The sequence below is a fragment of the Rhodococcus sp. PSi06 genome (assembly GCF_054960675.1).
Window position 1 is genome coordinate 215,736 of record NZ_JBHNYO010000010.1, and the last position, 26,101, is coordinate 241,836.

17 protein-coding genes are annotated in these 26,101 nt (G+C 65.4%); 13 read left to right on the forward strand and 4 right to left on the reverse strand.

Annotated elements, in window-relative coordinates:
* Positions 1-320 precede the first annotated feature (320 nt).
* Complete coding sequence (locus ACFI9K_RS15180) at positions 321-1,793, reverse strand: cryptochrome/photolyase family protein (protein WP_462664253.1); 1,473 nt, start codon at positions 1,791-1,793, stop codon at positions 321-323.
* A 126-nt stretch (positions 1,794-1,919) separates the two neighbouring features.
* On the opposite strand from ACFI9K_RS15180, the gene ACFI9K_RS15185 reads away from it, so the two are divergent.
* The 4 genes from ACFI9K_RS15185 to ACFI9K_RS15200 all read left to right on the forward strand — a co-directional run bounded on the left by ACFI9K_RS15185 (position 1,920) and on the right by ACFI9K_RS15200 (position 5,650).
* A complete protein-coding gene (locus tag ACFI9K_RS15185) occupies positions 1,920-3,605 on the forward strand; it encodes an alkaline phosphatase D family protein (protein ID WP_462664254.1) in 1,686 nt (561 codons plus the stop codon).
* A gap of 18 nt (positions 3,606-3,623) precedes the next feature.
* Entirely contained in the window at positions 3,624-4,466 is an 843-nt protein-coding gene (gene trhO, locus ACFI9K_RS15190; RefSeq protein ID WP_462664255.1) for an oxygen-dependent tRNA uridine(34) hydroxylase TrhO, read from the forward strand.
* 3 nt (positions 4,467-4,469) lie between these two features.
* Entirely contained in the window at positions 4,470-5,345 is an 876-nt protein-coding gene (locus ACFI9K_RS15195) for a pseudouridine synthase (RefSeq protein WP_462664256.1), read from the forward strand.
* Positions 5,346-5,440: 95 nt separating this feature from the next.
* Positions 5,441-5,650 (forward strand): hypothetical protein, encoded by a 210-nt coding sequence (locus tag ACFI9K_RS15200; protein WP_462664257.1) that lies wholly within the window; start codon positions 5,441-5,443, stop codon positions 5,648-5,650.
* 129 nt (positions 5,651-5,779) lie between these two features.
* Here ACFI9K_RS15200 and ACFI9K_RS15205 read toward each other — a convergent pair whose 3' ends face one another.
* Both ACFI9K_RS15205 and ACFI9K_RS15210 read right to left on the reverse strand, forming a co-directional pair.
* Positions 5,780-11,272, reverse strand: coding sequence for an ATP-binding protein (locus ACFI9K_RS15205; RefSeq protein ID WP_462664258.1), 5,493 nt, complete (start codon positions 11,270-11,272; stop codon positions 5,780-5,782).
* 388 nt (positions 11,273-11,660) lie between these two features.
* The gene (locus ACFI9K_RS15210) at positions 11,661-12,347 is read right to left on the reverse strand and encodes a TetR/AcrR family transcriptional regulator (RefSeq protein WP_462664259.1); all 687 of its coding nucleotides are present in this window, start codon (positions 12,345-12,347) and stop codon (positions 11,661-11,663) included.
* 260 nt (positions 12,348-12,607) lie between these two features.
* Between ACFI9K_RS15210 and ACFI9K_RS15215 the strand changes: the two genes are divergently transcribed.
* The 8 genes from ACFI9K_RS15215 to ACFI9K_RS15250 all read left to right on the forward strand — a co-directional run bounded on the left by ACFI9K_RS15215 (position 12,608) and on the right by ACFI9K_RS15250 (position 23,599).
* Positions 12,608-17,761, forward strand: coding sequence for an AAA domain-containing protein (locus ACFI9K_RS15215; RefSeq protein WP_462664260.1), 5,154 nt, complete (start codon positions 12,608-12,610; stop codon positions 17,759-17,761).
* 9 nt (positions 17,762-17,770) lie between these two features.
* The gene (locus tag ACFI9K_RS15220) at positions 17,771-18,976 is read left to right on the forward strand and encodes a metallophosphoesterase (RefSeq protein WP_462664261.1); all 1,206 of its coding nucleotides are present in this window, start codon (positions 17,771-17,773) and stop codon (positions 18,974-18,976) included.
* A gap of 28 nt (positions 18,977-19,004) precedes the next feature.
* A complete protein-coding gene (locus ACFI9K_RS15225; protein ID WP_462664262.1) occupies positions 19,005-19,844 on the forward strand; it encodes an HAD family hydrolase in 840 nt (279 codons plus the stop codon).
* Positions 19,845-19,909: 65 nt separating this feature from the next.
* On the forward strand, positions 19,910-20,668 hold the full coding sequence (locus ACFI9K_RS15230) for a hypothetical protein (protein ID WP_462664263.1): 759 nt from the start codon (positions 19,910-19,912) through the stop codon (positions 20,666-20,668).
* The gene (locus ACFI9K_RS15235) at positions 20,652-21,605 is read left to right on the forward strand and encodes a serine hydrolase (protein WP_462664264.1); all 954 of its coding nucleotides are present in this window, start codon (positions 20,652-20,654) and stop codon (positions 21,603-21,605) included. The genes ACFI9K_RS15230 and ACFI9K_RS15235 overlap by 17 nt, the downstream gene beginning before the upstream one ends.
* A gap of 78 nt (positions 21,606-21,683) precedes the next feature.
* On the forward strand, positions 21,684-22,223 hold the full coding sequence (locus tag ACFI9K_RS15240; protein WP_462664265.1) for an LpqN/LpqT family lipoprotein: 540 nt from the start codon (positions 21,684-21,686) through the stop codon (positions 22,221-22,223).
* Between the two features lie 102 nt (positions 22,224-22,325).
* Positions 22,326-23,024, forward strand: a complete 699-nt coding sequence (locus tag ACFI9K_RS15245) for an SDR family oxidoreductase (protein WP_462664266.1) — start codon at positions 22,326-22,328, stop codon at positions 23,022-23,024.
* Entirely contained in the window at positions 23,021-23,599 is a 579-nt protein-coding gene (locus tag ACFI9K_RS15250) for an ester cyclase (protein WP_462664267.1), read from the forward strand. Before ACFI9K_RS15245 ends, ACFI9K_RS15250 begins: the two co-directional genes overlap by 4 nt.
* Positions 23,600-23,605: 6 nt before the next feature.
* Here the strand turns inward: ACFI9K_RS15250 and ACFI9K_RS15255 are convergent, their stop codons facing one another.
* Positions 23,606-24,493 (reverse strand): LysR family transcriptional regulator, encoded by an 888-nt coding sequence (locus ACFI9K_RS15255; RefSeq protein WP_462664268.1) that lies wholly within the window; start codon positions 24,491-24,493, stop codon positions 23,606-23,608.
* Positions 24,494-24,597: 104 nt separating this feature from the next.
* Between ACFI9K_RS15255 and ACFI9K_RS15260 the strand changes: the two genes are divergently transcribed.
* The gene (locus tag ACFI9K_RS15260) at positions 24,598-26,007 is read left to right on the forward strand and encodes a plasmid pRiA4b ORF-3 family protein (protein ID WP_462664269.1); all 1,410 of its coding nucleotides are present in this window, start codon (positions 24,598-24,600) and stop codon (positions 26,005-26,007) included.
* Positions 26,008-26,101 lie beyond the last annotated feature (94 nt).

The following is a 26,101-nucleotide window of genomic DNA, read 5'->3' on the forward strand; positions in this document are numbered from 1 at the left end:
GTGATCTCGCGATGACGATTCGGTGCAGAGCGCAATGCCCCCAGGGGTCCGCTCGGTATCTTCGACGGCGACGCCCGAACCTGTGCTCGAGCGATCTGCCAATTCTGCTGCTCTACTCGGTTGTTCGGGGATCCTCTGTGTGCGGCGGACTGAATGCACTGTCGGCTGCGACAGGTGGAACACGCGCGGTCCTCGTGGCAGCGTCTCAGCCGGCGTGGTGGGCGTCGCGCAGTCGGTGCTCACGACGCCGCGCAAAGCAGGGCCAATCTCACTGCCGCCGAGCTCCTCCCGAGTCGATACTCGCGATAGTCGAGGGCGCGTCAGTACACCTCGCGTTGGCGTTCCTGTTCCAACACCTGCTCGAGGTCGCTCAAGCGGTTCATCGAGGACACCTGCCGCGCGGTTCGGTGATTGAGTGCCAACATTTCTCGGTGTCGGTGCACGAAGGCCCAGTAGCCGGCGGTGTAGGGGCAGGCGTCGTCGCCCAATCGCTTTTTCGGGTTGAATTCGCATGTGCCGCAATAGTCGGTCATGCGATTCAGGTACGCGCCACCCGAGGCGTAGGGCTTGGTGGCGATCACTCCTCCGTCCGCGTGCTGGCTCATGCCGATGACGTTCACCGGCATCACCCACGCGAATCCGTCGACGAAAGCCGTTGCGAACCATTCGGTCAGCGCGCGCGGATCCCACGCATGTTGCAGACCGAAGTTGCCCAGAATCATCAAACGCGGAATGTGGTGAACCCATCCGTGATCACGCACACCGTCCACGGTACTGGACAGGCACTTCGCCACCACTGCGTCGCCGTCCAACTCGACAAGCCAATCAGGCAGTGGCTCATGGGCATCGAGTTTGTTTCGGTCGAGGTACTCCGGCCCCAGGTGCCAGTACAGATGCCACACGTATTCGCGCCAGCCGAGTATCTGGCGAACGAATCCCTCCACGCTCGCCAGCGGGGTGCCGTCGCGGTGGGCTTCCTCGGCGGCGTGCGCCACGTCCAACGGTTGCAGCAGGCCCAGATTCAGCGGCACCGACAGCAGTGAGTGCGACATCGTCCAGTCGTCGGCCATCACCGCGTCCTCGTACTTACCGAAGTCGTCCAAACGGTAATTCACGAAGTGCGCCAACGCATCCGACGCCTCGGCCGCCGTCACCGCGAACACTCGCGGCCCGTCGACTCCGACGGTGTCGAGGTCCCAGGAATCGAGATCGGCACGAACCTCGTCGTCGATGGCATCCTCGGTCGGCCACCACGGTTCCTCCACGCCCAGGGTGAGCCGCCCCTTCGGCGGCGGCGACTGGTTCTCGGCGTCGAGGTTCCATTTACCCGAGACCGGGTCGGCTCCGTCCATCAACACCGAGAATCTCTTGCGCTGTTCGCGGTAGAACGTTTCCATCCGGAACGTCCCACGGTCGGCTGCCCACTCCTCGAACTCGGCCCGGGGTAGCGCGAACATCGGCGTCGGCAGAATTTCCGAAACCAATCCCTCCTCGTGCAACGCGGCGACAAATTTCTCCGCAGCGTGTGAGGTGGGTTGGTAGACCACCACGGGTTTGCCGTACTCGGCCAACCCTTCGCGATACGTCTCGGTCTGCAGATAGGTGACGCGATTACCCAGCTCGTCGGCCAGATGACGCATTCCCGACAGCACGATATGGAGCTTCTGCCGGTGGTATCGCCGACGTCGGAACACGCGCCGGGACTCGATCATCAGCACGTCTCGCTCGGCGTGTTCGTCCACCGAGTGAAAGTGCGGGCCGAGCTGATCACCGAACAACCACAGAGCGTCCATTCTCTGAGTGTTCTCCCGCAGAGACCCGGGCAAACCAGCATCCGAAGCATGGCCGGTCGGTGAACAGGTAGGCGACCCAGGCGCGCCTTACTTGACCACCGACCATCCATCGCATGGACTGACCCGATGCCCGCTGATTCTGCGCTGTCCAGAAGAACGTTTCTTCGCTCCTCGTCGGTCGCCGTCGCGGTGGCCGGAGTCGCTACGACTTTGCCCTCGGTCGCCCACGCGCAGGGCAGCGATCGAGGCTTTCTGCACGGGGTGGCGTCGGGAGATCCGTTGCCCGACGCGATCGTCCTCTGGACCCGGATCACCCCCACGCCCGACGCCACCCCGGGCTCCGGCGTGGGCCCGCAGGTGTCGGTGACGTGGCGAATCGCCCGAAACGCAGACATGGGCGACGTCGTCGCCTCCGGAACCGTCTCCACCGGCCCCGATACCGACCACACCGTCAAGGTCGACGTCGACGGCCTCAGCGCAGGCACTATCTACTACTACGACTTCCGGACGGGCGACGCGGCATCGGCCGTCGGAACCACGCACACCGCACCGGCCAACGATGCCGACATCGATGCGATGCGCTTCGGCGTTGTCTCGTGCTCCAACTGGGAGTCGGGTTACTTCGGTGCGTACCGGCATCTGGCCGCCAGGACTGACCTCGACGCCATCGTGCACCTCGGCGATTACATCTACGAATACGAGACGGGCGGCTTCCCGGGCCGCGACGGTGTGGTGCGGCAGCATTCGCCCACCCACGAGATCGTCACGCTCGCCGATTACCGGCAGCGCCACGGGCAGTACAAGTCCGATCCCGATCTGCAGGCCGCCCACGTCGACGTGCCGTGGATCTGCACGTGGGACGACCACGAGTCCGCGAACGACGCCTACGACGGCGGTGCCGAGAACCACACTCCGGCGACCGAGGGCGATTGGTACACCCGCAAGGCCAATTCTGAGCAGGCCTACTACGAGTGGATGCCGGTGCGCGCGGCAGGTACCGCCACCAATCGTCACCTCTACCGCCGGCTGCGGTTCGGCAACCTCCTCGAACTCTCCATGCTGGATCTGCGTACCTACCGCTCGCAGCAGGTGCTGCCGTTCAACGGCCCCGAGGTCGATTCTCCGAACCGCACCATCACCGGTGCCGAGCAGATGCAGTGGCTCACCGACGGCATCGTCTCGTCGCCGACGCAGTGGAAGATCGTCGGCAATCCGGTGATGATCACGCCTACGTTGATCCCGCCGCTCGATCGGGACGCGGCCAAGGCCGTCACCTCGCTGCTCGGCATCCCCGAGGGTGGCTTGCCCTACAACGCCGATCCGTGGGACGGCTACACCGCCGACCGCAGGAAGCTCCTGAGTGCCATCGTCGATGCGCGCGTGGACAACACGGTCTTCATCACCGGTGACATCCACTCCGCTTGGGCCTGCGAGGTCCCTCTCGATGCGGCGCACTATGCAACGACCGACCAAATGGGTCGTTCCGCCGGCTCCACTCCTAGGCCCGCCGCGACCGAACTCGTGGTCACCTCGGTCAGCTCGGCCAACATCGACGATCTGACACACACCCCGCCGCACACGCTGGGCCGAGTCGCAGAGGAAGCGTTCAAGGCGCTCAACCACCACGTGAAGTTCGTGGACCTCGACAGCCACGGTTTCGGCGTCTTCGAGGTCACCCGATCTGCCGCGAGGATGGACCACTGGTTCCTCACCGCCAAGGAGGATCCGCGGACCGGTGTGTACTGGGGAGCCGGCTTCACCGTCGATTCCGGCACCCAGCGGCTCCGGGCGGCGGCACCGCCTGTCGGATAACCCGCCATACTGGACGGCGTGGCTGTACCGAAAATCGTCCTGTTCTACGTGTTCACTCCATTGCCCGATCCCGAGGCGATCCGGCTGTGGCAACAGACGCTCGCCGCGTCGAACAACCTGACCGGGCGCATCCTCATCTCCGAACACGGGATCAACGCGACGGTGGGCGGCGACGTCGACGACGTCAAACGGTACGTCCGCGGCACCCGTAGCTACCCGGCTTTCAACGCGGCCGACATCAAGTGGTCCGACGGCATCGGTAACGACTTCCCGCGATTGAGCGCGCGCGTACGGGACGAGATCGTCACCTTCGGAGCCCCCGGGGAACTGAAGGTCGACGCCGACGGGGTGGTCGGCGGTGGAACTCATCTGAGCCCGGAGCAGGTGCACGAGCTCGTCGATTCCCGCGGAGACGACGTCGTCTTCTTCGATGGTCGCAACGCGTTCGAGGCGGAGATCGGCAAATTCAAGAACGCGGTGGTACCCGACGTCGAGACGACGAGGGACTTCGTGTCCCAGCTCGATTCCGGTGCCTACGACCATCTCAAGAAATCTCCGGTGGTCACGTACTGCACCGGGGGAGTGCGGTGCGAGGTCTTGTCCTCGTTGATGGTGGCCCGCGGTTTCGAGGAGGTCTATCAGCTCGACGGCGGAATCGTCCGGTACGCAGAGACTTTCGGAGACGACGCGCTGTGGGAGGGCTCGCTGTTCGTCTTCGACAAGCGAATGGCGCAGAACTTCTCCGACCACACCGCCGTCATCGGACGGTGCAGTGCATGCGGCAACCCGACCTCGCGCTACCAGGATTTCGACGGTGATGCCGGCCGTGGTCTGCGATTGATCTGCCTCGATTGCGCCTGATCGATGCTGCCTTTTCGGGACGGTCTCGCGCCGCTGAGACTGCTTCTTCCGCACGGAGATTCGGCCGTCACCATCATGGAGTATCTCGAACGTGAGATGCCCGAAGACGACTGGCGACAAGCCATGCGCGACGCCGAAGTGGTGGATGAGAAGAGCAGACCCGTCTCCGACGCGACGCGGTACCGCGCGGGCAGTCACGTGTACTTCTATCGCGTTCCGGCGCAGGAGGTTCCGGTCCCGTTCGAGATCGGCATCCTGCACGAGAGCGAGGATCTACTGGTGGTCGACAAGCCACACTTTCTGGCCACCATCCCGCGGGGTCGGCACGTCACCGAAACGGCGACCGTCAGGCTGCGCATGCAGTTCGACTGCCCCGACCTCACACCCTCGCACCGGCTCGATCGCGCCACTGCCGGAGTGCTGCTGTTCACCAAGACCAAGCATGCCCGACGGCCGTATCAGGAACTCTTCTCCTCGCGGAACGTCATCAAGGAGTACGAGGCCGTCGCGGGATTCGATGCGGCGCTGCAGTTTCCTCGCGTAGTCCGGAGCCGAATCCTCAAGGAGCACGGCGTCATGACGGCCTACGAGGAGCCGGGGGAGCCGAACAGTGAGACGCGCATCGAACTCCTCGACACGTTCGGTGATCGCGCTCGCTATCGACTGTTCCCCACGACAGGTAAGACCCACCAGCTGCGAATTCATCTGTCCTCGTTGGGTATTCCGATCGTGAACGATCCCTACTATCCGGAGTTCACCTCGATTCCGGCCGACGATTTCACCCGGCCCCTGCAGCTCCTCGCCCGAGCACTGAACTTCACGGACCCCCTGACCGATGAGCCCCGGCGGTTCGTCAGTGCGCGGGTTCTGGAGCTCTGAGGGCAGCATCGTTCGTTCGGACGATTGTGACAATTGGGACGCACGATTAGCGTGTCGAGCGAAACCTGTCCGATGGAATCGAAGAGGAGAACAGTGTGAAGCGTCGTATTGCTGTCGTGTTGGGAGCGGCCATCATCGCCGTAGCGTCGCCGGCGGTCGCAGTGGCCGATACCGGAAGCGCGAGCACCGGTAGCTCCGACAACGTCGCGGCGTTGTTCCAGGCATTGCCCGAGATCTGGCAAGAATGTGGGTTGCTCGTTTTCACCGGCCAGTGTGGCGGTGTCGTGACCCAGCCTCCCGTGTAAAAGTCCCCCCCCGGAACCGACAAACGCGCGCGCGTTCGCCAGACGCTCGCGGAATGGGCAACCATTCCGCGAGCACCCAGCAAACGCGCGCGCGTTTGCGTTGAGCCAGAGCCCTACAGCAGCAGAGCCTTATTTCGCCAGCGACCGCGCCATTCCGCGTTCGATGGCGGCGACCAGCTGCGGGCGCAGTTCGGCGGCGGGGACGATGTGGTGCACCGATCCGACGTTCTGTGCGCGCTGGATGTTGTGGATGGCCTCGAATTCGGCTGCCACTTCACCCAATTTGGCGTTGCGGGCGTTCGCTCGCACGGTAGCGAGTTCGACGCGCAGCGCGGAGCGAGTCGCGTCGTCCTCGGCTGCGTTCAGCCGTGCTTCGAGTTCCTTGACCTCGGAGTCGGCTGCGGTGCGGGCGTTGACGTCGCGGGTGAACACCACTGCTGCGGCCGGGGCACCGCCGAGTACGGAGGCGAAGGATCCTTCGACGGCGAGGACTTCCATGTTGTCGTTGAGCGCTCCGGAGAACACCACGAAGGCGCCGCCGTGGTAGCGCGAGACGACACAGAACACGACCGGTCCGTCGAAGTTGACGATAGCGCGGCCGATTTCGGCACCGTATTCGAGCTGGATGTTGCGCAGCGATTCCGGTGATCCGTCGAATCCGGAGAGATTGGCCAGCACCACGATCGGCCGGCTTCCGCTGGCCGCGTTGATGGCTCGCGCAGTCTTCTTCGACGAATTCGGGAACAGGGTTCCCGAGGTCCACTGATCGGGTCCGTCGGAGGGGAACCAGCCCTTGCGGGGGATGGCCCGCGACTCGATACCGATGACGGACACCGGGATTCCGGCGAGGTGAGCGTCGAACACTACGGAGGTGTCGGCGTCGGCCATGTCGGCCCAGCGCTCGAGCACCGAGTGATCCTGGTCCACCACGGCGCGCATCACGGTACGAATGTCGAACGGCTTCTTGCGGTCCGGGTTGGTGACCGAGGAGAAGATGTCGCCGACGGTGGTGAAGTCGCTCGACGGGTGCACGTGCGGGTAGGTGCGCACGTCGCGCTCGGTCGGGTCGGCGGTGGCTGCTCGACGCGGGAAGCGTTCTCCCGGTGCGGCATACGCGTGGTCGTAGTGCGCGAACAGGATGTCGCACGCGGCCCGCAGGTTCGGTGCCCAGTACTGCGCCTGGCCGTTGGGGCCCATGACGCGGTCGTAGCCACCGATACCGAAGTTGTCCTCGGCCGAGACGCCGCCGGAGTAGTCCAGGGACTGCTTTCCGGTGAGCACCATCGCGCTGTCGGGGGTCATCACCAGAATGCCCTTGGTGTGGGTGAGCATCGTGGCTTCGGCGTTCCAGTACGGCTGCGCGCCGACGTTGATGCCTGCGACGACGATGTTGATCTCACCGCCGGCCTGGGTGAAGGTGATGATCCGCCGCAGGCCGCGGGAGACCCAGTCCATGTTCTCGGTGCCCGATTCCATGGAAATGGTTGCGCCGGAGGACAATGCGAACCATTCGACGGGTGCGCCCATCTGTTCGGCGAGGTCGATGGCCGCGACGATGCGCGAGCATTCCGCCTCGGCGACGGTGCCGAGCGCCTTGGTCGGGTCACCGAACAGTGCGACTCGGGTGATGCCCTCGGGGTACTTGGCGGTCGGGGTGGTCGCCACACCCACGATGACGCCCGCCGAGTTGCGGCCGTACGGACGGTCGACGGGTGCGAGCACGCCGTCGCCGTCGAAGTCGTACTCCGTGAACGTGCCGCCGTTACTGCTCAGCAGCGGGATGAGCTCGTACGGGTACACGGTGCCGCGGGCCTGAGAGCGCTGCACCTTCTGGGTGTACTCGTCGAGTGGACGCATCGGCTCGGTCGGCGGCGGGGTCACCTTGGCGACGATGCCTGCACCGGAGCGGTACGACAGACGCAACGCGACCTCACGCGGTGTCGCACCTGGAGTTTCGGCCAGGCGAGCGATCAGAGTGATCTCCTCGAGGCCGGCACCGATGGTCAGCGGCGCGATGTGCCGAGCGATGGTGGCGATGCGGTCGGCGGGCACGTTCAGTACGGGCCAGACGTAGAGCACCACGCGGTTGGCGTCGAGGCGCTTCTTGCCGCGTCCGGCCTGGGCGCGGCGGATGCCGTCGAGGCAGGCCGCGACGGTTCGTTCGATCTCCGGTACCGCGACGATGTTGCCGGCATCGTCCAACTGTGTTGTGACACCGCGGATCTCGGCCAGAGCAACGAGTCGCTCGTCGGAGGGGTTGGCCTTCGACGTCAGGTGGAACAGGTACGTTCCGGCGCTGGCGGGCAGGCGCACGCCGTCGAAGTTCTTCAGTCGCCACAGATCCAGTCGCTGACCGGTCAGCGGGTGCATGTCCCGGATGATCGTGTCCTCGGCGAGGGGCTCGGATCCCTCGACGGTGGTGCGCCGGTAGGTCATCTTCCGGGTGACTGCACCGAACACGGTCACGGTGACTCGTCGCCAGCGTCCGGAGCCGGAGTGGGCGGTCAGAACTTCTCGAAGCTGGGCCGAGAGCGTATCGCCGTCGGCGGGGGCGTCCGGCCAGGACAGATACAGGTCCACGGCCAGGTTCTCGGGCGCTGGGCCGGCGATGTCGTCGACTGCGTCGAGAGTTGCTGCGAGCGAATCGAAGTCGGTTGCGGTGGAGATGAGATGCAGTTGCTCACCCGAGAGCTCGAAGGTGCCGGTGACGAATTGCTTTCCGTCGCGGTCGAAGGCCTTGACGTCCTCGAGAGTGCGAATCTCGTAGTACTGGCGGGTGATCACCTCGAGCAGGGCCCCGGGATCGGTGATCCGTTGTGCCAGTAGCTCGATCAGCGGCTCCGGGGTGGCGACCAGTGCGGCGACGCGGGCCGAGTAATCGGCGGCGTCGGGGTTCTCGGCGAGGTACTGCAGGCTGCCGCGAACGCCGTCGTAGATCTTCTCTCGGGCGATGCGGATCTGTGGTTCGTCGAACAGTCGGAAGCGCAGGTTGCGGGCGACGTCGCCGATGACGGGGTAGCGGGCCTGGGTGGCACCGATGAGGCGTTCGAGCACCTCGGCCAGGGCGGGGGTGGCATCGGGCTGCTGCGAGCTGTCGCTGAGCCAGTGGCCGAGCAGGGCAGCGATGACCGGAACCTGGTTCTCCATGCGCTGCAAGGCCAGGAACACTCGATAGACCGCTTCTTCGAGCTCGGGTGTGCGGCCTTCGTCGATGGCGGCATCGTAATGCGTCAGAGCGCGAGTGAGCTTGCCCCGGAACGATTCCGGCAGTCCCTGCACATCGGCGTCCAGCGACTGCATGAACGAGTGGAAGTGCTCGCGGGGGGAGTGGACGCGCTCGTCGGTGCTCTCTTCGTCCATCGTCGGCCGGTTGCGCGAGAGTTCGCAGATGTCGGCGAACGTGTTCAGCAGCGCCAGTTCGGCACCGACGAGTTCGGAGTCGTTCCGCGGCACGTCGGCGCGCAGAGCCTCGTAGGTGGACAACAGGTTTCGAGCGCGGGCTCCGCTGACGTCGAAGCCGGTGATGAGGGCAGCGAGTTCGTCGAGGCGGTCCAGGGCGCGGCGCTGCGGCGAGCGCTGCGCGGCGTCGTCGATACCGCGGAACTGCACGCGCGGTGCCTGCTCGGACACCTTCTGCTCACCGGCCTGATCGACGCGCAGCAGGGCAGCTCCGGCGTCGACCTGTCCGTTGACGGAGGCGAGCACCTCACGCACGGTGCCCGCGTACGGGGACCGAACGGCGGTTTCCATCTTCATCGACTCGAGAACGACGAGCGTCTGCCCTGCTTCGACCTCGTCGCCGACGGCAACCGGGACGGCGACGACGACGGCGGGAGCGGGCGCGCGGACCAGGCCTGCCTCGTCCTGGGAGATCTGGTGGCTGATGCCGTCGACCTCGACGAGGAAGTGAGCGGCTCCGGCGACGGTGACGACCTGGTAGCGGTGATCTCCGATGACCAGTCGGCTCTCGTAGGTGCCGAGGCGTTCGACGTCGACCTGCAGGTTTCCGATGCCGTCGCCTCGGAGTCCGTCGCTGTCGATGCTGTAGCGATGCGTGCCGGTCTGGCCGACCTCGAGCTTGTAGGCCTGACCCTGATAGTTCAGTTCAACGGTGCGGCCGATGGCGTGCGTGGCGCGCGGACGACCGCCGCGAGCGGAATTGAGGAACGCGGTGCGCTCGCGGCCTTCCTCGGCGTCGTAGGCGTCGATGGCTGCGGCGATGATGGCGATGTCGGCGACGGCCGTCGGGCCCACCTGCGAGCCGGCCTCGGTGCGGTCGAGCCAGCCGGTGTCGGCGGAAGCGGAGATGACTTCCTCGCGGTCGAGCAGACTGAGCAGGAACGATTTGGTGGTCGTGCCGCCGTCGATGACCACCGTGGTCTCGCGCAGTGCGTTACGCAGTCGCGCAAGAGCTTCGCTGCGGTCGCGGCCCCAGGCGATGACCTTGGCGACCATCGAGTCGTAGTCGGGCGGAATCACGTCGCCCTGGGCGATGCCGGTGTCGACTCGGATGCCGGTGCCGAGCGGGAACTTGAGCAGTTCGACGGTGCCCGGCGCGGGCGCGAAGCCGTTGTCCGCGTCCTCGGCGTTGAGGCGAGCCTCGACGGCGTGTCCGAACTCGGCGGGGCACTCGCCCGGCAGTGCCTGACCGTCGGCGACGAGGATCTGCAGCTTCACCAGGTCGATGCCGGTGGTGTACTCGGTGATGGGGTGCTCGACCTGCAGGCGGGTGTTGACCTCGAGGAACGTGAAGATCTTCTGCTCGGGCTGGTACAGGTATTCGACGGTGCCTGCGCCCTGGTAGCCGGCAGCCTTGACGAGTTCGGCCGAGGCTGTGCGGAGCTGGTCGGCCTGCTCTTTGGTCAGCAGCGGCGAGCTGGATTCCTCGATGACCTTCTGGTTGCGACGCTGGATCGAGCAGTCGCGCACACCGGGGGCCCAGACGTTTCCGTGACTGTCGGCGATGACCTGGACCTCGACGTGGCGCGCATCGGTGACCAGACGCTCGAGGAAGACGACGGGATCGCCGAACGAGCGCTCGGCCTCACCCTGGGTGCGCTCGAGGGACAGCTCGAGCTCGTCTTCGTGGAAGACCTTGCGGATACCGCGGCCACCGCCGCCGGAGCGGGCCTTGATGATCAGCGGGTAGCCGATCGCCGCTGCGTGGCGACGGGCGTCCGCGCGGGTCTCGACCGGGCCGCCGGACCACGGTGCGACGGGGACGCCGACCTTCTCAGCGAGGATCTTGGCCTCGACCTTGTCGCCCAGCAGACGCATCGCGTCGGCAGACGGGCCGATGAAGGTGATGTTCAATCGAGCGACGAGGTCAGCGAACGTCGGGTCCTCGGCCACGAAGCCCCAGCCGACCCACACCGCGTCGGCACCGGACTCCACCAGCGCCGCCTCGAGCACGCCGTAGTCGAGGTACGCGGAACCGGACGCGGGCTTGCGTAGCGTGACTGCTTCGTCGGCTTGGCGGACGAACATCGCGCGCTTCTCGGCCTCGGTGTGCAGCGCTACGGTGCGGATGCCGTAATCGTGTTCGGCGTTGAGCTCTCGGACGGCTCGGATCAGCCGTACTGCTGCCTCGCCTCGGTTGACTACTGCAATCCGCTTGAACAACGTATCTCTCTTCGCTCGGTATGGGCGCACTTCGTCGGTGCACTCTCGATGGCACGTGGATCAGTGCTCGGCATGGTCGACTTGCAGCGCTCATGCAGCACTCCGATCGACCTATTCTAACGGCAATGTGCCCCCATGCATCGCCAACGACGTTCGGCGTGAGTGTGATTGATCACGAAAATGTGAAAAGCTCTCTGTGACAATAGGTTTGGTCTCAGCAAACGAAGCCCTACCCAGCGGTAACATGGTTGTACCGGCGAGTAACGTTGCTGTACCGGCTATTTCGCCATTCTGCCACCCGGGTCACTACCGGCGAGTACATTACCGGTGGGTACAACTCTGTCGAGTCCTCCTCGCACGATTCGAACCGTCGCGCGGCCGGCCCTCATCAGGTATCCCCGTCGTCGGTACGCCGCAGCCGCAGCGCGTTGACCCACAACCTCGTCGCGGTATCGAGCAGGTCCTCGTAGTCCCCGGTTTCCGTGCCTTCCGCGGCGTCGACGACGAAATGGTTGAACGCGAGGCGGCTGATCATCGACGACAGAGCGCGGGAGGCGAGCAGGGGGTCGAGTTCGGCGTCGGCCAGGCCGCGGCTCTGCAGACTCTCGATACTGCGAGCATTGCGCCTGACGAAGGCATCGGCGCGCGCGCGGCGCAGCCGACGAAACTCGGGATCGATGTTCGAGACCTGCTCCAGCAGGGCCATCAGCTTCGCGTTGCGCCGGTACGCCTCGAAGTAGGCGCGGTTGCTCGCCGCGACAACGGCCACGGGGTTCTCGTGCGGATCCACCCGTTCGGTTCCGGGGTGCAGCATGTCGTCTCTGGCCTGCTCGAGAACCGCAGCCAAGATCTCTTCCTTGCTGGTGAAGTACGTATAGAAGGTGCCGGCGGAGCATCGTGCGGCGCGGGTGATGTCGATCAGCCGGGAGTCGAGGTAACCGCTGTCCTCGAAGACGCGTCGTGCAGCCGCTACGAGCGAGGATCGAGTGCGCAGACCGCGTGGGGTGGTCGGCAGCTCCCTGATCGGCAGCTCCCGATTCGGCAGCTCGCGATCGGACTCCGGTACAGCAGGCATCCAGTCTTTATACGTCATCGTTCGCGCGGTTCCGGGTGAATCCGACCCCGAGGCGGAACTCGCTTCACGACGCGGGTCGAACCGGTACGAAGGATGCCGAATCGAGTCGGCCGGCTGTGGTCGTCACAGCCACCCGAGAGGGACTTTGTGACCCAGCACTAGAACGCTTTCGTAGTGCTCAGGACGCGGTGAACAAGTGCTTTTCAGCGGCTACTGTGGCCGGGGTCAGCACTGTCCCGCAAGAGGACGACCAATCGAGTATGTGTGGGGAAACTGTGACGGCTGCAGCGGCTACCGGTCGTGAACACGACGACGAGCTCAAGAGCAGGGTTCAACGCCTGCTCCGCTTTCTGCGCGAGATCGTCGAGGCGAGATCCAACCCTGTGCTGCGGTACGACGACCACGTCCAGGTCGAGTGGGTGCATTCCGGTGACGTGCCCGTGCAGCTCGATCCGCGTGCCGAACAGGGTGGCGTCGTGCTCCGTGCGCCGCGCATCGCAGTCGACGACCCTCCCGCGCCGCCCGAGCTGCTGTCCGGGTGGCTCGATCCTCAGATCGTCGCCGACAGCCGCTATCGGGAGCTGGAACTGGCCGACGCGTCCTCGGTGACGTCCCGCCGTCGGGCAGAGGCGCAGGAGTCCGATTCCGACTTCGACATCCGCAAGGCCTACGAGATCAAGAAGGTCTTCGAGGAGTACTCGCAGTCGTGGAAGGCGTGGGCGCAGGAGGATCGCGATCGGCGTCCGCAGGCCGCGCTCTACCAGGCCCTTCAGTTGATGATGCAGGAGCTCGCGTCGCGGCCCGAGTCGATCGAACTCGTGGTGGCGTCGGGGCTGCTGACGTCGAGCAACACCGATCCCCAGCGCAGCGTGCGTACCCATCTGATCACGCAGCCGGCCAATATCGAGAGAGACATCCGTACCGGTGACCTGCTGGTCCGTCTCGCAGCGAACACCACCCCGAGGCTCGAGGACGGTCGGCTGCTGACGGGCTCGAGCGAGTTCGATACTTCCGGCTCGATGGACCTGGCTCGGCAACTGCACGACACGGTCACCTCGCCCATCGGAGCCGGGGTCGAACAGTTCCTCCGAAGCTGGGCTGAGCGAGTTCCTCGGCATCCGATCGAGGTGCTCGATCGAATCGGGCCGCCCGGAGCTCTGGCCTACATCGACGACGACCGAACGCTCACCATCTCACCTGCCCTCGTGCTCCGTACCCGCGACTCGTTTGCGCTGGTCGAGTACTACGAGAAGATGATCGCCGATCTCGAGTTCGCGGACTCCCCGGTGCCGCTGGGGCTCGCACAGCTCGTCGACGCCATAGAACCGGCAGATCGGCTGGCGTGGCTCGAACGCACCGGAGCAGGCGAGTCTGCAGTATTGGCGGAGGATCCGCTGTTTCCGCTGCCGGCGAATGCGGAGCAGTCTCAGATCATCGAACGCCTCGGACGTGACAGCGGGGTCGTGGTCGAAGGCCCACCCGGTACGGGCAAGACCCACACCATCGCGAACCTGATGTCGGGACTGCTGGCGCGCGGTCAGCGGGTTCTCGTCACTAGTGAAAAGTCACAAGCTTTGCGGGTGCTCCGCGACAAGCTGCCGCCGGAGCTGCAAGAGCTCTGTGTGTCCATCACCGACCTCTCTCGTGGTGGTTCGGACGAGCTCAACCGCAGCGTCGCGAAGATTGCCGAACGCAAGACCTCGTTCGACGAGGCCAGCGAGGTGCGCAAGATCGAGGCACTGACAACGCAGCGAGCGGCTGCTCTCGCGCGCCGAGCCGATCTGCTGAACCGCGTCAGTGAGCTCCGTGAATCCGAAACTGTTGTGCACGAGAATGTTTCGGACGGATACGACGGCACGGTGTCCTCCATCGTCCGCAAGGTGAAAGCGGCCGAGAGCTCACACGAGTGGCTGCCGGGCCCACTGTTGGCCGACCGGCCACCACTCGACGGTGCCCAGGTCGACCGTCTGCGCCAGTTGATAGCCAACTCGGACGAGAACCGGGCACTGCGCTCCCGGCAAGTGCTGCCACGGCCGGAGACGATGCTGCCGAATTCTGCCGAACTGGCGGCGCTCTGCCGTCGCGCGGGCACACAGGTCGACGCAGTCTCGCCGCAGGCCGAGTCCCTCATCGCCCTGCTCGACGGCGTGCAGCCGGCGGTGTCGGCAGAGATCCGGCAACTGTGCGACGAGCTTGCCGCCCGAGTTCGAGCAGTCGTCGAACTCGACGGATCGTATTCGCGACTGACCGATTCGGTGCTGTCCGGCGAAGCCGCGCACCTGTGGTCCCGGGTCGACGGACTCGACATGATGGTCGAGACGGCAGCTGCGTCGGATCGCTACGTCGGTGCGCACGACGTGCAGTGTTCGTCGGTTTCCGGAGCGGCTCTGGCCGCGATGGACGAGTTCGCCGCGGCGCTCGAGTCGGGTGTCGAGTGGAAGCCGCGGTTCCGTCGCAGCGAGGAACAGAAGGCCGTCGAGGCGCTCGACATCGTGGCCACGGTGGATGGACAACCCGCGACGACGGCGATGTCCGCTCGTCTGGTGGCCGAGCACCTGCGTGCGCTGGACACCGTGCAGACCGCAGCGGTACTTCTGGCCGACCTCGCGATCATCGTTCCGCTCGACGGGACGCGTTCGATTCGTGTCAACAACCTGGCGCGTATCTCCGATCGGCTGGGCCTGGTGGCGTCGGTCGTGTCCGCACGAGACGCACTCGTACACCGTCTCTACGCCATTTCGCCTGCGGCACCGTGGATTCGGAGCTTGGCCGAAGCTCAGGAGATCGCGGGAGCCGCTGCTGCCATCGCCGCGCGAATGGACATCGATACCGCGCGTACCGAACTCGACGCCCTGCAGTTCTCGGTCGCCACTCGTATCGACGGCGGGATGTCACCGGAGGGCTCGACGCTGGTGACTGCGTTGAGCACCGCCGATCCGGAGGAATTGGCCGCGGCCGTCGCGGCGTACTCGCAGGCCTGTGCCGAGCAGGAAGATCAACTGCTCCTCGAGTCGATGTCGGCGTCGCTGGCCGCGGTGGCACCTGCTCTGTTCGACCTGGTCGAGGAGACCGCCGCCGACGTCGAGTGGGACGAACTCAGTTGGCAGATGTCGAAGGCCTGGGCGTGGCGTCGTGCTCGCGAGTGGGTCGGCGAACAGCATCACGGTGGTCTCGAACAGCAACTCGAGTCGGATTTGGCCGCTACCGACACCGATATCGCGTACCTCACCACACGGCTCGCTGCCGCAAGTGCGTGGCGCAACAGCCTCGAGCGAATGACCGCCGTCGAGGTGCGTGCGTTGCAGACGTACCGGGAGCACATCTCGAGCATCGGATCCGGGGCCGGCAAATACGCCGAAACGTACCGCAGCGCAGCACGATCGGCGATGCGTGAGGCGCAGAGTGCAGTGCCGGCATGGGTCATGCCGCTCTCACAGGTACTAGCGTCGATTCCGCCGGTGCCGGGTAGCTTCGACGTCGTCATAGTCGACGAGGCCAGTCAGGCCGACATCACCAGTCTCTTCCTGTTGTATCTCGCGCCGCGCGTGATCGTGGTGGGTGACGACCGTCAGTGTGCACCGGCCGATGTCATGCAGACGGGCACCCTCGAGGACGTGTTCGATCGGTTGGATGTCTATCTACCCGATCTGCCCGAACACGTACGGGCGACGCTGACACCCCGGTCGAGTCTTTTCTCCATGTTGCGCACCAGGTTCGGTCAGGTGGTGCGGTTACGCGAGCACTTCCGATCGATGCCCGAGATCATCAATTGGTCGAGCCAGCAGTTCTACGGAGATTCCCCGCTCGTTCCCGTGCGGCAGTTCGGGTCCGATCGGCTACCGCCGTTGCGACACACGTACGTTCGCGGTGCGACGGTGACCGGAAAGAATGCGTCGCTCGTCAATCGTACCGAGGCCGTTGCGATTGCCGAACAGATTGCCGAGTGTCTCGAGGATTCGTCATACGACAACCTGACCTTCGGAGTCGTTGTGCTGCAGGGGCAGTCGCAGGTCGACGAGATTCGCAACGAGTTGATCAAGCGCATCGGCATCGAGCAGTGGGAACAACGGCGGCTGCGTGTGGGAACCCCGCCGGACTTTCAGGGCGACGAACGGAACGTCGTGTTTCTGTCGATGGTGGTGGCACCGGATCAGAATTTCGCCACCCTCACCGCCAACCAGTACAAGCGGCGATTCAACGTGGCGGCCTCGCGGGCGCAGGATCAGTTGTGGCTCTTTCACTCGGTCACGGTCGACCGCCTCAAGCGAGCGGATCTACGTAACTCGTTGCTGAGCTACGTCACCTCCGTCTCGCCCGCCCCTGCCGACCCGATGCCGGTGAACGTCTCGCGTGAGGTCAGGACGGCTCCGTTCGAGACCCTGCTCGAACAGCAGCTCTGGAACGACCTCGTCGACCGTGGATTCCACGTCAATCCCGGTGTGGAGGTGAACAATCGCCGCCTCGCCCTCGTGGTCACCGGGGAATCGTCGCGGCTGGCGGTGGAGTGCGACGGCGACACCTTCCTGTCCACCTCGTCGCAGCGGTTGGCCGACCTGCAGCGTGAGCAGGAGCTCAAGCGCTGCGGTTGGACGTTCTGGCGCGTGCGCGAATCGGAGTACTACCTCGACCGCGATGCCGCATTGGAAAGCCTGTGGGCTTTGCTGGCCCAGCTGGGTATAAAGCCCAACAGCGTTGTGGTGGAGGGCGTTACTTCTTCCGATGAGATGTGGACGCCGGTGCCGCTCGAGGTCTCGCAGTTCGACGATTCCGGTGCCTTCGATACCTCGTCGACCGAGGAGCCATCGGTGCGCCACGGCTCGGTGCTGTCCCTGTGGACGATGCCGCGTATCGACATCCCGGCCCAGTCCGATCCCGGGGACCGGGAGACATCGACTCCGGCGTCGACCAACGGCACACGAAACGCCGACGACTCCGGGACGGCCAACGGTTCGGGCTCAAACGGCTCGGGCTCCAACGGCTCGGGCACCAACGGTGCCCACGCGACCAACGGGACCAACGGATCGAATGGGTCCAATGGATCCGCTACCTCCCGTGGCTCTGCGGACCCGAATGGGTCTTCGGCACCGAGTCGATCCTCGATGACGAACGGATCCACACCCGCCAAAGCCGCGAAGCCGGACACTGCCGCTTCGGAATCCCCGGCTAAGAAGGACGCGACAGCCCCCGCCCCGGCAGAGGAGGCGGCTGCGGTCGAGATCGACACAACGTCGAGTGCCGAGGCTTCCGAGCCGGCCGGCACCGTGCCGGACGAGGCCGAGGAAAGTTCTGTGGTGTCCGACGAGACAGAAGCCGAGACGAGTACCGGTCTCGACGAACCGGAGGACGAGCAGATCGCCGAACACGAACTCCCGCTCAACGGACTCCGCGGTTACACCACTCGGCGTCGAACCTAGAGCCTGCCGATGACAGATCGCTCGACGCAGCACCCCGACCGCTCGGCCTCGCCTCAGGCTTCGCGTCGCCGTCGGATCATGGTTCCCGCCATCGTGTTCGTGGTCTGCGCTGTGCTTTTCGCGTTGCCCTCCTGGACAGTCGTGTTCGCGGGCGCGCAGTGGGTATCGGCTGCGCAGGTCGTCGGGACCTCGATTGCAGTCGTCGCGTTCCTCGCGCTGCCCACGTCGATGTATCTGGGCCACCGGCCAGGTCCCGGGGGACGGCACAAGGATGCCTGGGCGCGCGTCGGGGACGTTTTGCTCGGTCTTGTCTGGATCTCGTTCGTGTGGTCGGCGCTGTCGCTGCTGCTGCGGCTGGCCCTGTGGCTCGCGCGTGTCGACGACCCGATGCGGTCGAGAATCGTGTCGGTGACGACGGTGCTGGTCGTCGTCATCCTTGCACTGTGGGGTCACTACGAGGCAATGCGCACACCGCGAGTTCGGCATACCACCGTGCGGATCGACCGGCTCGGTGCTGCATTCGATGGTCTGCGCGTCGTCCTGATCACCGATACGCACTTCGGCCCGCTCGACCGGACAACGTGGTCGCACCGGTTGACCGATGCCGTCAATGCGCTCGAGGCCGATGTGGTGGCCCACGTCGGAGACATTGCCGACGGTTCGGTCGATCAGCGTCGACGACAGGCCGCGCCGCTCGAGTCCATCCTCGCGACCTCGGCGCGCGTGTACGTCACCGGAAACCACGAATACTTCGGGCAGGCCCAGGAGTGGCTCGATCACATGGAGAACATCGGGTGGAACTCTCTGCACAATCGACACGTGGTACTCCACCGAGGTGATGACGCGCTGATCATCGCCGGAGTCGACGACGCCACTGCGAAGGGGTCCGGTGCGCCGGGCCACGGTGCCGATCTTCCTCGGGCACTTGCCGGCTCCGATCCCTCGGTACCGGTGTTGTTGTTGGCCCATCAGCCCAAACAGATCGGCGACGCCGTCCGGGCGGGTGTCGATCTGCAGGTGTCCGGTCACACGCACGGCGGCCAGATATGGCCGTTCGCGGCGTTGGTTCGTCTCGACCAGCCGGTGGTTCACGGGCTGAGCAGTCACGGCGAGCGAACTCAGCTCTACACCAGCCGCGGGTCTGGATTCTGGGGCCCTCCGTTCCGGGTGTTCGCACCGAGCGAGATCTCCGTTCTGACGTTGGTCGCTGGCTGAGACACAGTCACCTGGCAGTATCGGTGGGGTGAAGAGAGCCGAAGAGGTCGTCGTCGTCGCAACAGATCTCGACGGCACGTTGTTGCGTTCGGACCGAACGATTTCGGCGCGCACGGCCGACGCGATGGCCGGGGCCGACGCCGCCGGAATCAGAGTGGTGTGGGCGAGCGCACGGGCGCGTCATTCCATCGACGAGCTCGCTGCATCGTGTGGGTTCCGCGGGACGGCAATCGGGGCCAACGGGGCCGTTGTTCTTGATCTCGCCGACGGCACCCCGAACATCGTGGCGACCAGGTCGGTACCGGCCGAAACGGTCGCGTCGGTCAAGACGTTCGTTCGGTCCCTCGTGCCCGGTGTGGCATTCGCGACCGTCGGTGCCACCCGATTCGTGGCAGAGGCCGGGTATGCGGAACTGTGTGTGTTCGCCGACCATCATCGGCAACCACACGAGATGGAACTCTCGGATCTCGGCCTGTCGATCGACGTCGAGCCGACAGTCAAAATTGTTGCCCGGCACAGGGATACGACGAGCGAGGACCTGTACGATCTGGTCGCTGCGGCCGGCCTGAACGGCGTGGAGTTGACGCATTCCGGTGCACCGTACATCGAGATGTCTGCGTCGGGAGTCTCGAAGGCCAGCGCGCTGCAGGAATTGTGTGAGCAGTGGGGTGTATCGCCGGATTCGGTTGCTGCAGTAGGAGATGCGCGCAATGATTTGCCCATGCTCGCATGGGCCGGTACGGCGTTGTGTCCGTCGAATGCTGCGGCTCCCGTGCGTGCGGTCGTAGATCGTGTCCTGGGATCCAACGACGACGACGCCGTCGCGCGGTACCTGGAGGAGCTGACCGCACGCCGGGCCGAACTGTAACGTCCGGTCTGGCTCACTGCTGATCGTGTGTGAGAGGCTGGCCCCATCATCGGCAGAAGGACACCATGAGCTATCCAGGTTCGGGGGACCCGTCGGAGCGCGCCTATGGACAGTACGGCGCGCAGCCGAATCCGTCCGACCGAGTGATTCCGCCGCCGGGCTATGCACCGGACGCCGCAGACCCCCGGCCTGCCGGTCACCCGCCGGCCTCCGGTCGGCCTTTGCGCGGACCCCGCCCGGCCGGGCAGCCCAATGCCGCCGCGCAGCCGAATGCCGCCGCGCAACCACATGGCCCAGCGCAGCGGGAAGCGTTCGGAGCGGTCGCACCACCCCCGGTGTTCACGGGTGGTCCGCCGCCGCAGAAGGAAAACGGTGGTCTGTGGATCGTCGTGGCCGTTCTGGTGGCGGTGGCCGTGATTCTTGGTGGCGTGTTCGCGTGGCTGACGTTGCGCGGCGACGCCGACCCCTCGATCGGCAGCGTCCCCGCGATCGAGGGCAGCGCTTCGAGCGCGGTGCCCAATTCCTCGTCGACCAGTGGACAGGTGCCGGGCGTCACCACGCTGCCTGCGGGTGCACAGACCTGTCCGGCGACCGTCGCGTCGACGAGCGGCCTTCGGGGTTCGGCAGTGGGGTCGAATGCCACGTCGTGCCCGTTCGCCGAGGAGGTGCGGTTGGCGTACACGCGAGGCGGGTCGGATCGGAATTCCAGAACGGTGGTGGCCAGCAGTCCGGTCACCGGCAAGCGGTACGAGATGAACTGTGTGTCGTCGGCCCAGTTGGTGACGTGTACCGGTGGCGAGAACGCTGTTGTCTACCTCTTCTAGTTCGGTTCGCCGATGTGCCGGAAGCATCGGTGCGGCGTCTCTTTCGCTGACCATTCTGGTCTCCGGATGCACCATTGCCACCGGCGACGACACTGCGACGCGTACGTCGAGCGTCTCCGAGTCGACGCCTGGGCCACCGCCCAGCGCGGCCGTGCCACCATCGAACACGCCCACGTCGGAACCCGGTGTGTGGAGTTCCGCGGCTCCCGTCGAGCCGCTGCCGGTCGCCGATCTGGCTGCGGAGTTCGGTGTACTCGAATCCGCAGCGGGCGGACCCATCGGCCTTGCTCTGGTTCCGGTCGGCGGCGGTCCGGCCACAGTGCTCGGAACATGGACCTCGGGTGTCGCATGGTCGACGGCCAAGGTGCCACTGGCGGTGGCTGCCCTGCGTCACGGCGGCGAGGCGACGCTGGCCGACGCCACGGCGGCGATCGAAAGCTCCGACAATGCAGCGGCCGAGGCGCTGTGGGTATCGCTGGGTGATGCCGCTGCTGCGGGTGCCGCGGTCGAGTCGGTCCTGCGGCAAGGTGGTGACCCGGCCACGACGATCCAGAGGGAGCGGATCCGTCCCGATTTCAGCGCGTTCGGGCAGACCGAGTGGTCGACGCACGACCAGGCGACGTTCGCGGCCGGCTTGTCGTGTATCCCTGATGCTGCACCGGTGGTCGAGATGATGAACAACGTTGTGTCCGATCAACAATGGGGCCTGGGGCAGCTGTCGGATGCAGCGTTCAAGGGCGGCTGGGGGCCCGGAGTCGACGGTGGCTACGCGGTACGCCAAGTCGGAATCGTCACCACCGTCGCGGGGCGTGTCGGGGTAGCCATTGCGGCGCAACCGGATTCGGGCTCGTTCGCCGACGGAACTGCCATGCTCGACGCGGTCGGTGACTGGCTGGAGTTGCGCAGTACTCGGCTTCCCGCGGGGCACTGCCTCTAGCGAAGTGTCGAGGTCCGGAGCAGCGCAGGTAGCCTCTGGCGTGCCCAGTGAATCGTCTGCCACCGAAAGGCCCATGCTGTGAACGACGCCCAGCCGACCGAACCGACCACGATCGCCGAGTATCTGAACGCTCACGCGTTGCGGGTGTCGCCGCTCGACGGTGCCGCGGCGAGCGAGCTGGGCATCACCGTGCCGATGCCTGCAGGCTGGCAGACGCTCGATCCGGCTCAGTTTCCCGGGGCCACTCAGGTCATCGTGGAACCGAATCTCGTGGAGAACGGGTTCGCTCCCAATGCTGTACTTCTCGTCGGTGCACTCTCGCGCGCGGTCGATCCGGAAGCGTTGATGGCGTTGGGTTTCGGAGACGGGCGAGCGATGCCCGGATGGGTGGAGCGCGAGGCGAGTGCGGCGGCGTGGCTCGGTTGGCCGTCGCGATTCATTCGGGGTAGCTACGTCGCGCAACAACTCGAAGCAGCAGTGACGACCCGATACGTGTTGGTAGGGGTAGATACCCAGTACTTGGTGCAATTGACGGTGACGACGTTGGCATCACAGCTCGACGCGTTGGCCTTCGATGTCGCAGCCATCAACGACGGTTTGACGACACCCGAGAAGTAGGCATCGATATTTTCTATGTCAGCAGTCGGTAATTACGATTGCCCGACGGTGAACTCTTCGCTTGGCTGGTGAGGTACCAATCGAGCGAAAGGGTGAACCACCATGCGAGTGCTGCTGATAGGCGGGGCGTCGGGAATCGGGCGGGCCGTAGCCGCCCACATCGTCGATGGTGGAGGCGAGGTGATCCTGGCCGGACGACGTGCGGATGTGTTGAACGACGCGGCGGCGACGCTGGGTCCGCGGGCGAGTTCGGTGCTCGTCGATCTGACCGACGAGGAATCCATTGCCGCGGCGGCGGTGGCGGTCGGATCGGTCGACCACGTGGTGAGTCTGGCGGCCGACCACGCGAACGGTCCGGTCGCTGACCTCGACGTGGCCGATGTTCGAAAGGCTTTCGACGCAAAGGTGATCGGGCCGATTCTGCTGGCCAAGCATTTTGCATCGAATATTGCGGAGGGTGGCTCTCTGCTGTTCTTCTCCGGCGTGGCCGCGTGGAAGCCGGCACCTGGACTGACGGTGATGGCGACGACCAACGGTGCAGTGGCGTACTTGGCGACGGCGCTTGCGGTGGAACTGGCTCCGATCCGGGTCAACGCGGTGTCGCCGGGCATCGTCGATTCCGGTGCATGGGATTCGATGGGGGAGGGGAAGGAATCGTTCTTCGCCGACACCGCGCGGGCGAATCCGGTAGGTCGCGTCGGGCGCCCCGACGACGTGGTGGCGGCAGTGCTCTACGCGCTGACCAATACCTTCGTCACCGGCACCACTCTTCATGTCGACGGGGGAGGGCAGCTCGCATGAGGCGAGTGTCGGTCGCCCTGCTTCCGGTGTTGTTCGTTGCCGCCTGCAGTTCCACCGCGACCGCCGATTCCACCGCGCCCGCCGATTCGTCCGTGCTCGACGCCTCGGCCGATCTGATTCAGCCGGGGGCGGTACATCTGGGTGACGCTCCGGTCACCGATCGAACTCGTCAGGTGGTGTCGGTGGCGCAGAACCTGTACACGTTCTGGGACACGGGCGATCGCATGTACCTCGAGCACGCGGTGGATGAGTCTTTCGTGGACAACACGCTGCCGGCAGGACGTCCCCAGGGGCCGAGTGGGCCCTTGGTGGCCTCGGCCGGTTTCCGAACCGCAATTCCCGACCTGTCGTGCGAACTGGCCGACCTGTACGTCACAGGGGATTCGTTCACGGCCCGGCTGATCTTCCGTGGGCACTTCACGGGGACATCCGGTTCGACGGCTGGTAGCGGACAATCGGTCGAGTTCGGTGCGATCGACATCCAGCACGTGGGGGAGGATCGCATCGTCGAGGACTGGCATCTCGAAGACAACCTGACGTTCATGCAGCAGGCAGGTCTCGTGGGTGCGAGTTGAGGCGTCTCACCGCGTCCGACCGGCCGGAATCCCGCGGCGGAGCAGGTCGGCGACGAACCGCTGAACCAGGGCGTCGCTCGGAGATCCCACCATCGCAACCACGGTGCGACGCAGTTCCGGTTCCAGCGGCTTGACGACGCCGTCGAATCGTGGCGGGAGCGCAGACGTCGGCACCAGCGCAATCCCCAATCCTGCGCGGGCCAATTGTGCTGCAGTAGTGGCACTTCGAGTGCGCGTGCTGACCGTCGGGAAGATATCTCGCGCTGCAGCCTCGGCGTCTATCCATGCTCCGAGTCCATTCGACGGGTGGTAGTGGACCATCGGCCTTCCGCGGAGATCGTTCCACGAGACTGCCGGCTGATCGGTGAGGTCGAGGCCCTCGGGTATCACCGCGACGACATCCTCGGTGCCGATCTCGATGACCTGCCCGGTGAATCGGTCCGACGCAGGGCCGACGGCGAGGTCGGACACGCCGCCGGTCACGGAATCGGCCATCGCGTCGGCGCTGCTGTGTTCGGCCAGTTCCACGTCGACGTTGCGATACTTTCGCGCCCACGTGCGCACTATCGGAGCGACCACGGGAACTGTCATCGTTTCGACGCAGGCCAGCCGAAGTCGTCCGCGCGAGCCGTCCGCCACGGCTCGTCCGGTCTGGACCACCCGAGCTGCTGCGGCCAGTGCGGCTTCGGCGTCGGCCAGTATCGCCACCCCGGTCGGGGTCGGACGAACACCGCGAGGCAGTCGCTCGAGTAGCGATGTGCCGATCTCGGTCTCCAAGGCGGCCAACTGATGCGACAGAGCAGGTTGCGAGAGGTGCAGGCGAACCGACGCTGCGGTGACGGAGCCGCACTCGACGACAGTGACGAAGCATTCGAGAGCACGCAGGGTCGGCACCGTCCGAGGGTATGTGACGTCGTGCGCTCACGGGCGGGCTCGATCACCCTCACGGCACATGCGACACCTGTGTCCGACGGATCGATCCGGCTAAGGTCGACCGCATGTCGATCAGAACCGGCCGGGTCCGGCACCTGTCGGTGGTCCCGGATCTGCCCGATCCCGAGGAGTCATCCGACGGCGGCTCGACAGCGGCCCGGGGGCGAAGTCTGGTCAACCTGGTGCTCGGCGTGACCATCGATCACACACAACCCCAGATTTGGCGTCGGGTACGGGTGCGCTCGGACCTGCTGTTGTCCGAATTGCACTCGGTGTTGCAGTGCGCCCTGGGTTGGCAAGACCAGCACCTGCACGCCTTCAGCGTCAGAATCGCCGGTGCGACGCGGCGATTCGAGATGGCCGAAACCCTCCACGACGGACCGGACGACCAGGCAGAGAGCGAAGATCGGGTTCGGATCGACGAGGTACTCACGGTGCGCGGATCGGTGCTGACCTACGCCTACGACTTCGGCGACGGATGGACACACACCGTCGTACTGGAGCAGATCGATGCCGATATCGACGACCTGCGATCGGTCTGCCTCGACGGAGGTCGCGCGTGCCCACCCGAGGATTGCGGCGGGCCGTCGAACTATGCGCAGGACCTGGAGATCGCAGCCGATCCGGCCGATCCCCAGTTTCCCGCCGTGCTCACGAGGTGGGGTCCGACATTCGACCCGGCTCGGTTTGACATCGATTCGGTCAACAAGGTGTTGCACGCGCTGGACACGGGACGGTCGGTTCTGGCCGAAGCAGTTGCGACGGCACCCGCCATCGGAAGGCTCTTCGATCGGGTGCGTCCCACGGAGGTGCCGTCACTGATGGCGCTCCTGCCCCGATGCGAACTCACCATCGAGAGTTCGGTGGATCTGCCGGTAGCCGAGATCGCGATGGCGAAGTTGACCTGGTTACTCGGCCGCCTCGGCGACGACGGAGTTCCTCTCACCCATGCCGGCTATCTCGAGCCCGCCCTGATTGCCGCGATCCGCGAAGAACTCGATTGGGGGTTGGGCTGGGTAGGGACGAGTAATCGCGAGATCGACCACCATCAGGTCACCGACCTACGCGAAGCGATGAGGCACCTCGGATTGACCCGCGTCACCAAGGGCAGACTGCTTCGGACGAAGCTCGGTGCGAGCTTGGCAGGCGACCCGGTAGGGCTGTGGCGACACGCGGCCTCGAGACTCCCGTTGGGTAAGGAGTCGTACGAGACCGACGCCGCGACCCTCTTTCTCGTTTCCCTCGCTGCATCTGCGTCCGCAACCCATCGCAACGCCATGCTGATCGAGACAGTGGCCGAGCTGGGTTGGGCGAGTGAGGATTCCGGGGTGTTCGACGCGCAGTTCGCAGCTCAGGCCACGGTGAGCTTCCTCGACCTCATCGGTGCTCACGGTCCGCGCTTCTACTTCCGTCAGGATGTCTCGGAGTCGCCGAGCTGGTCGCGGAGATTCGCACGCGATGCACTGTTGACCTGATCCGCATTGACCTGATTCGAGGACGTCATTGGGCTCGATCGGGTGTCAGACCCTCGTGACCTGCCGATTTGCGTTGGTGGGGTTGGTGGCGTAA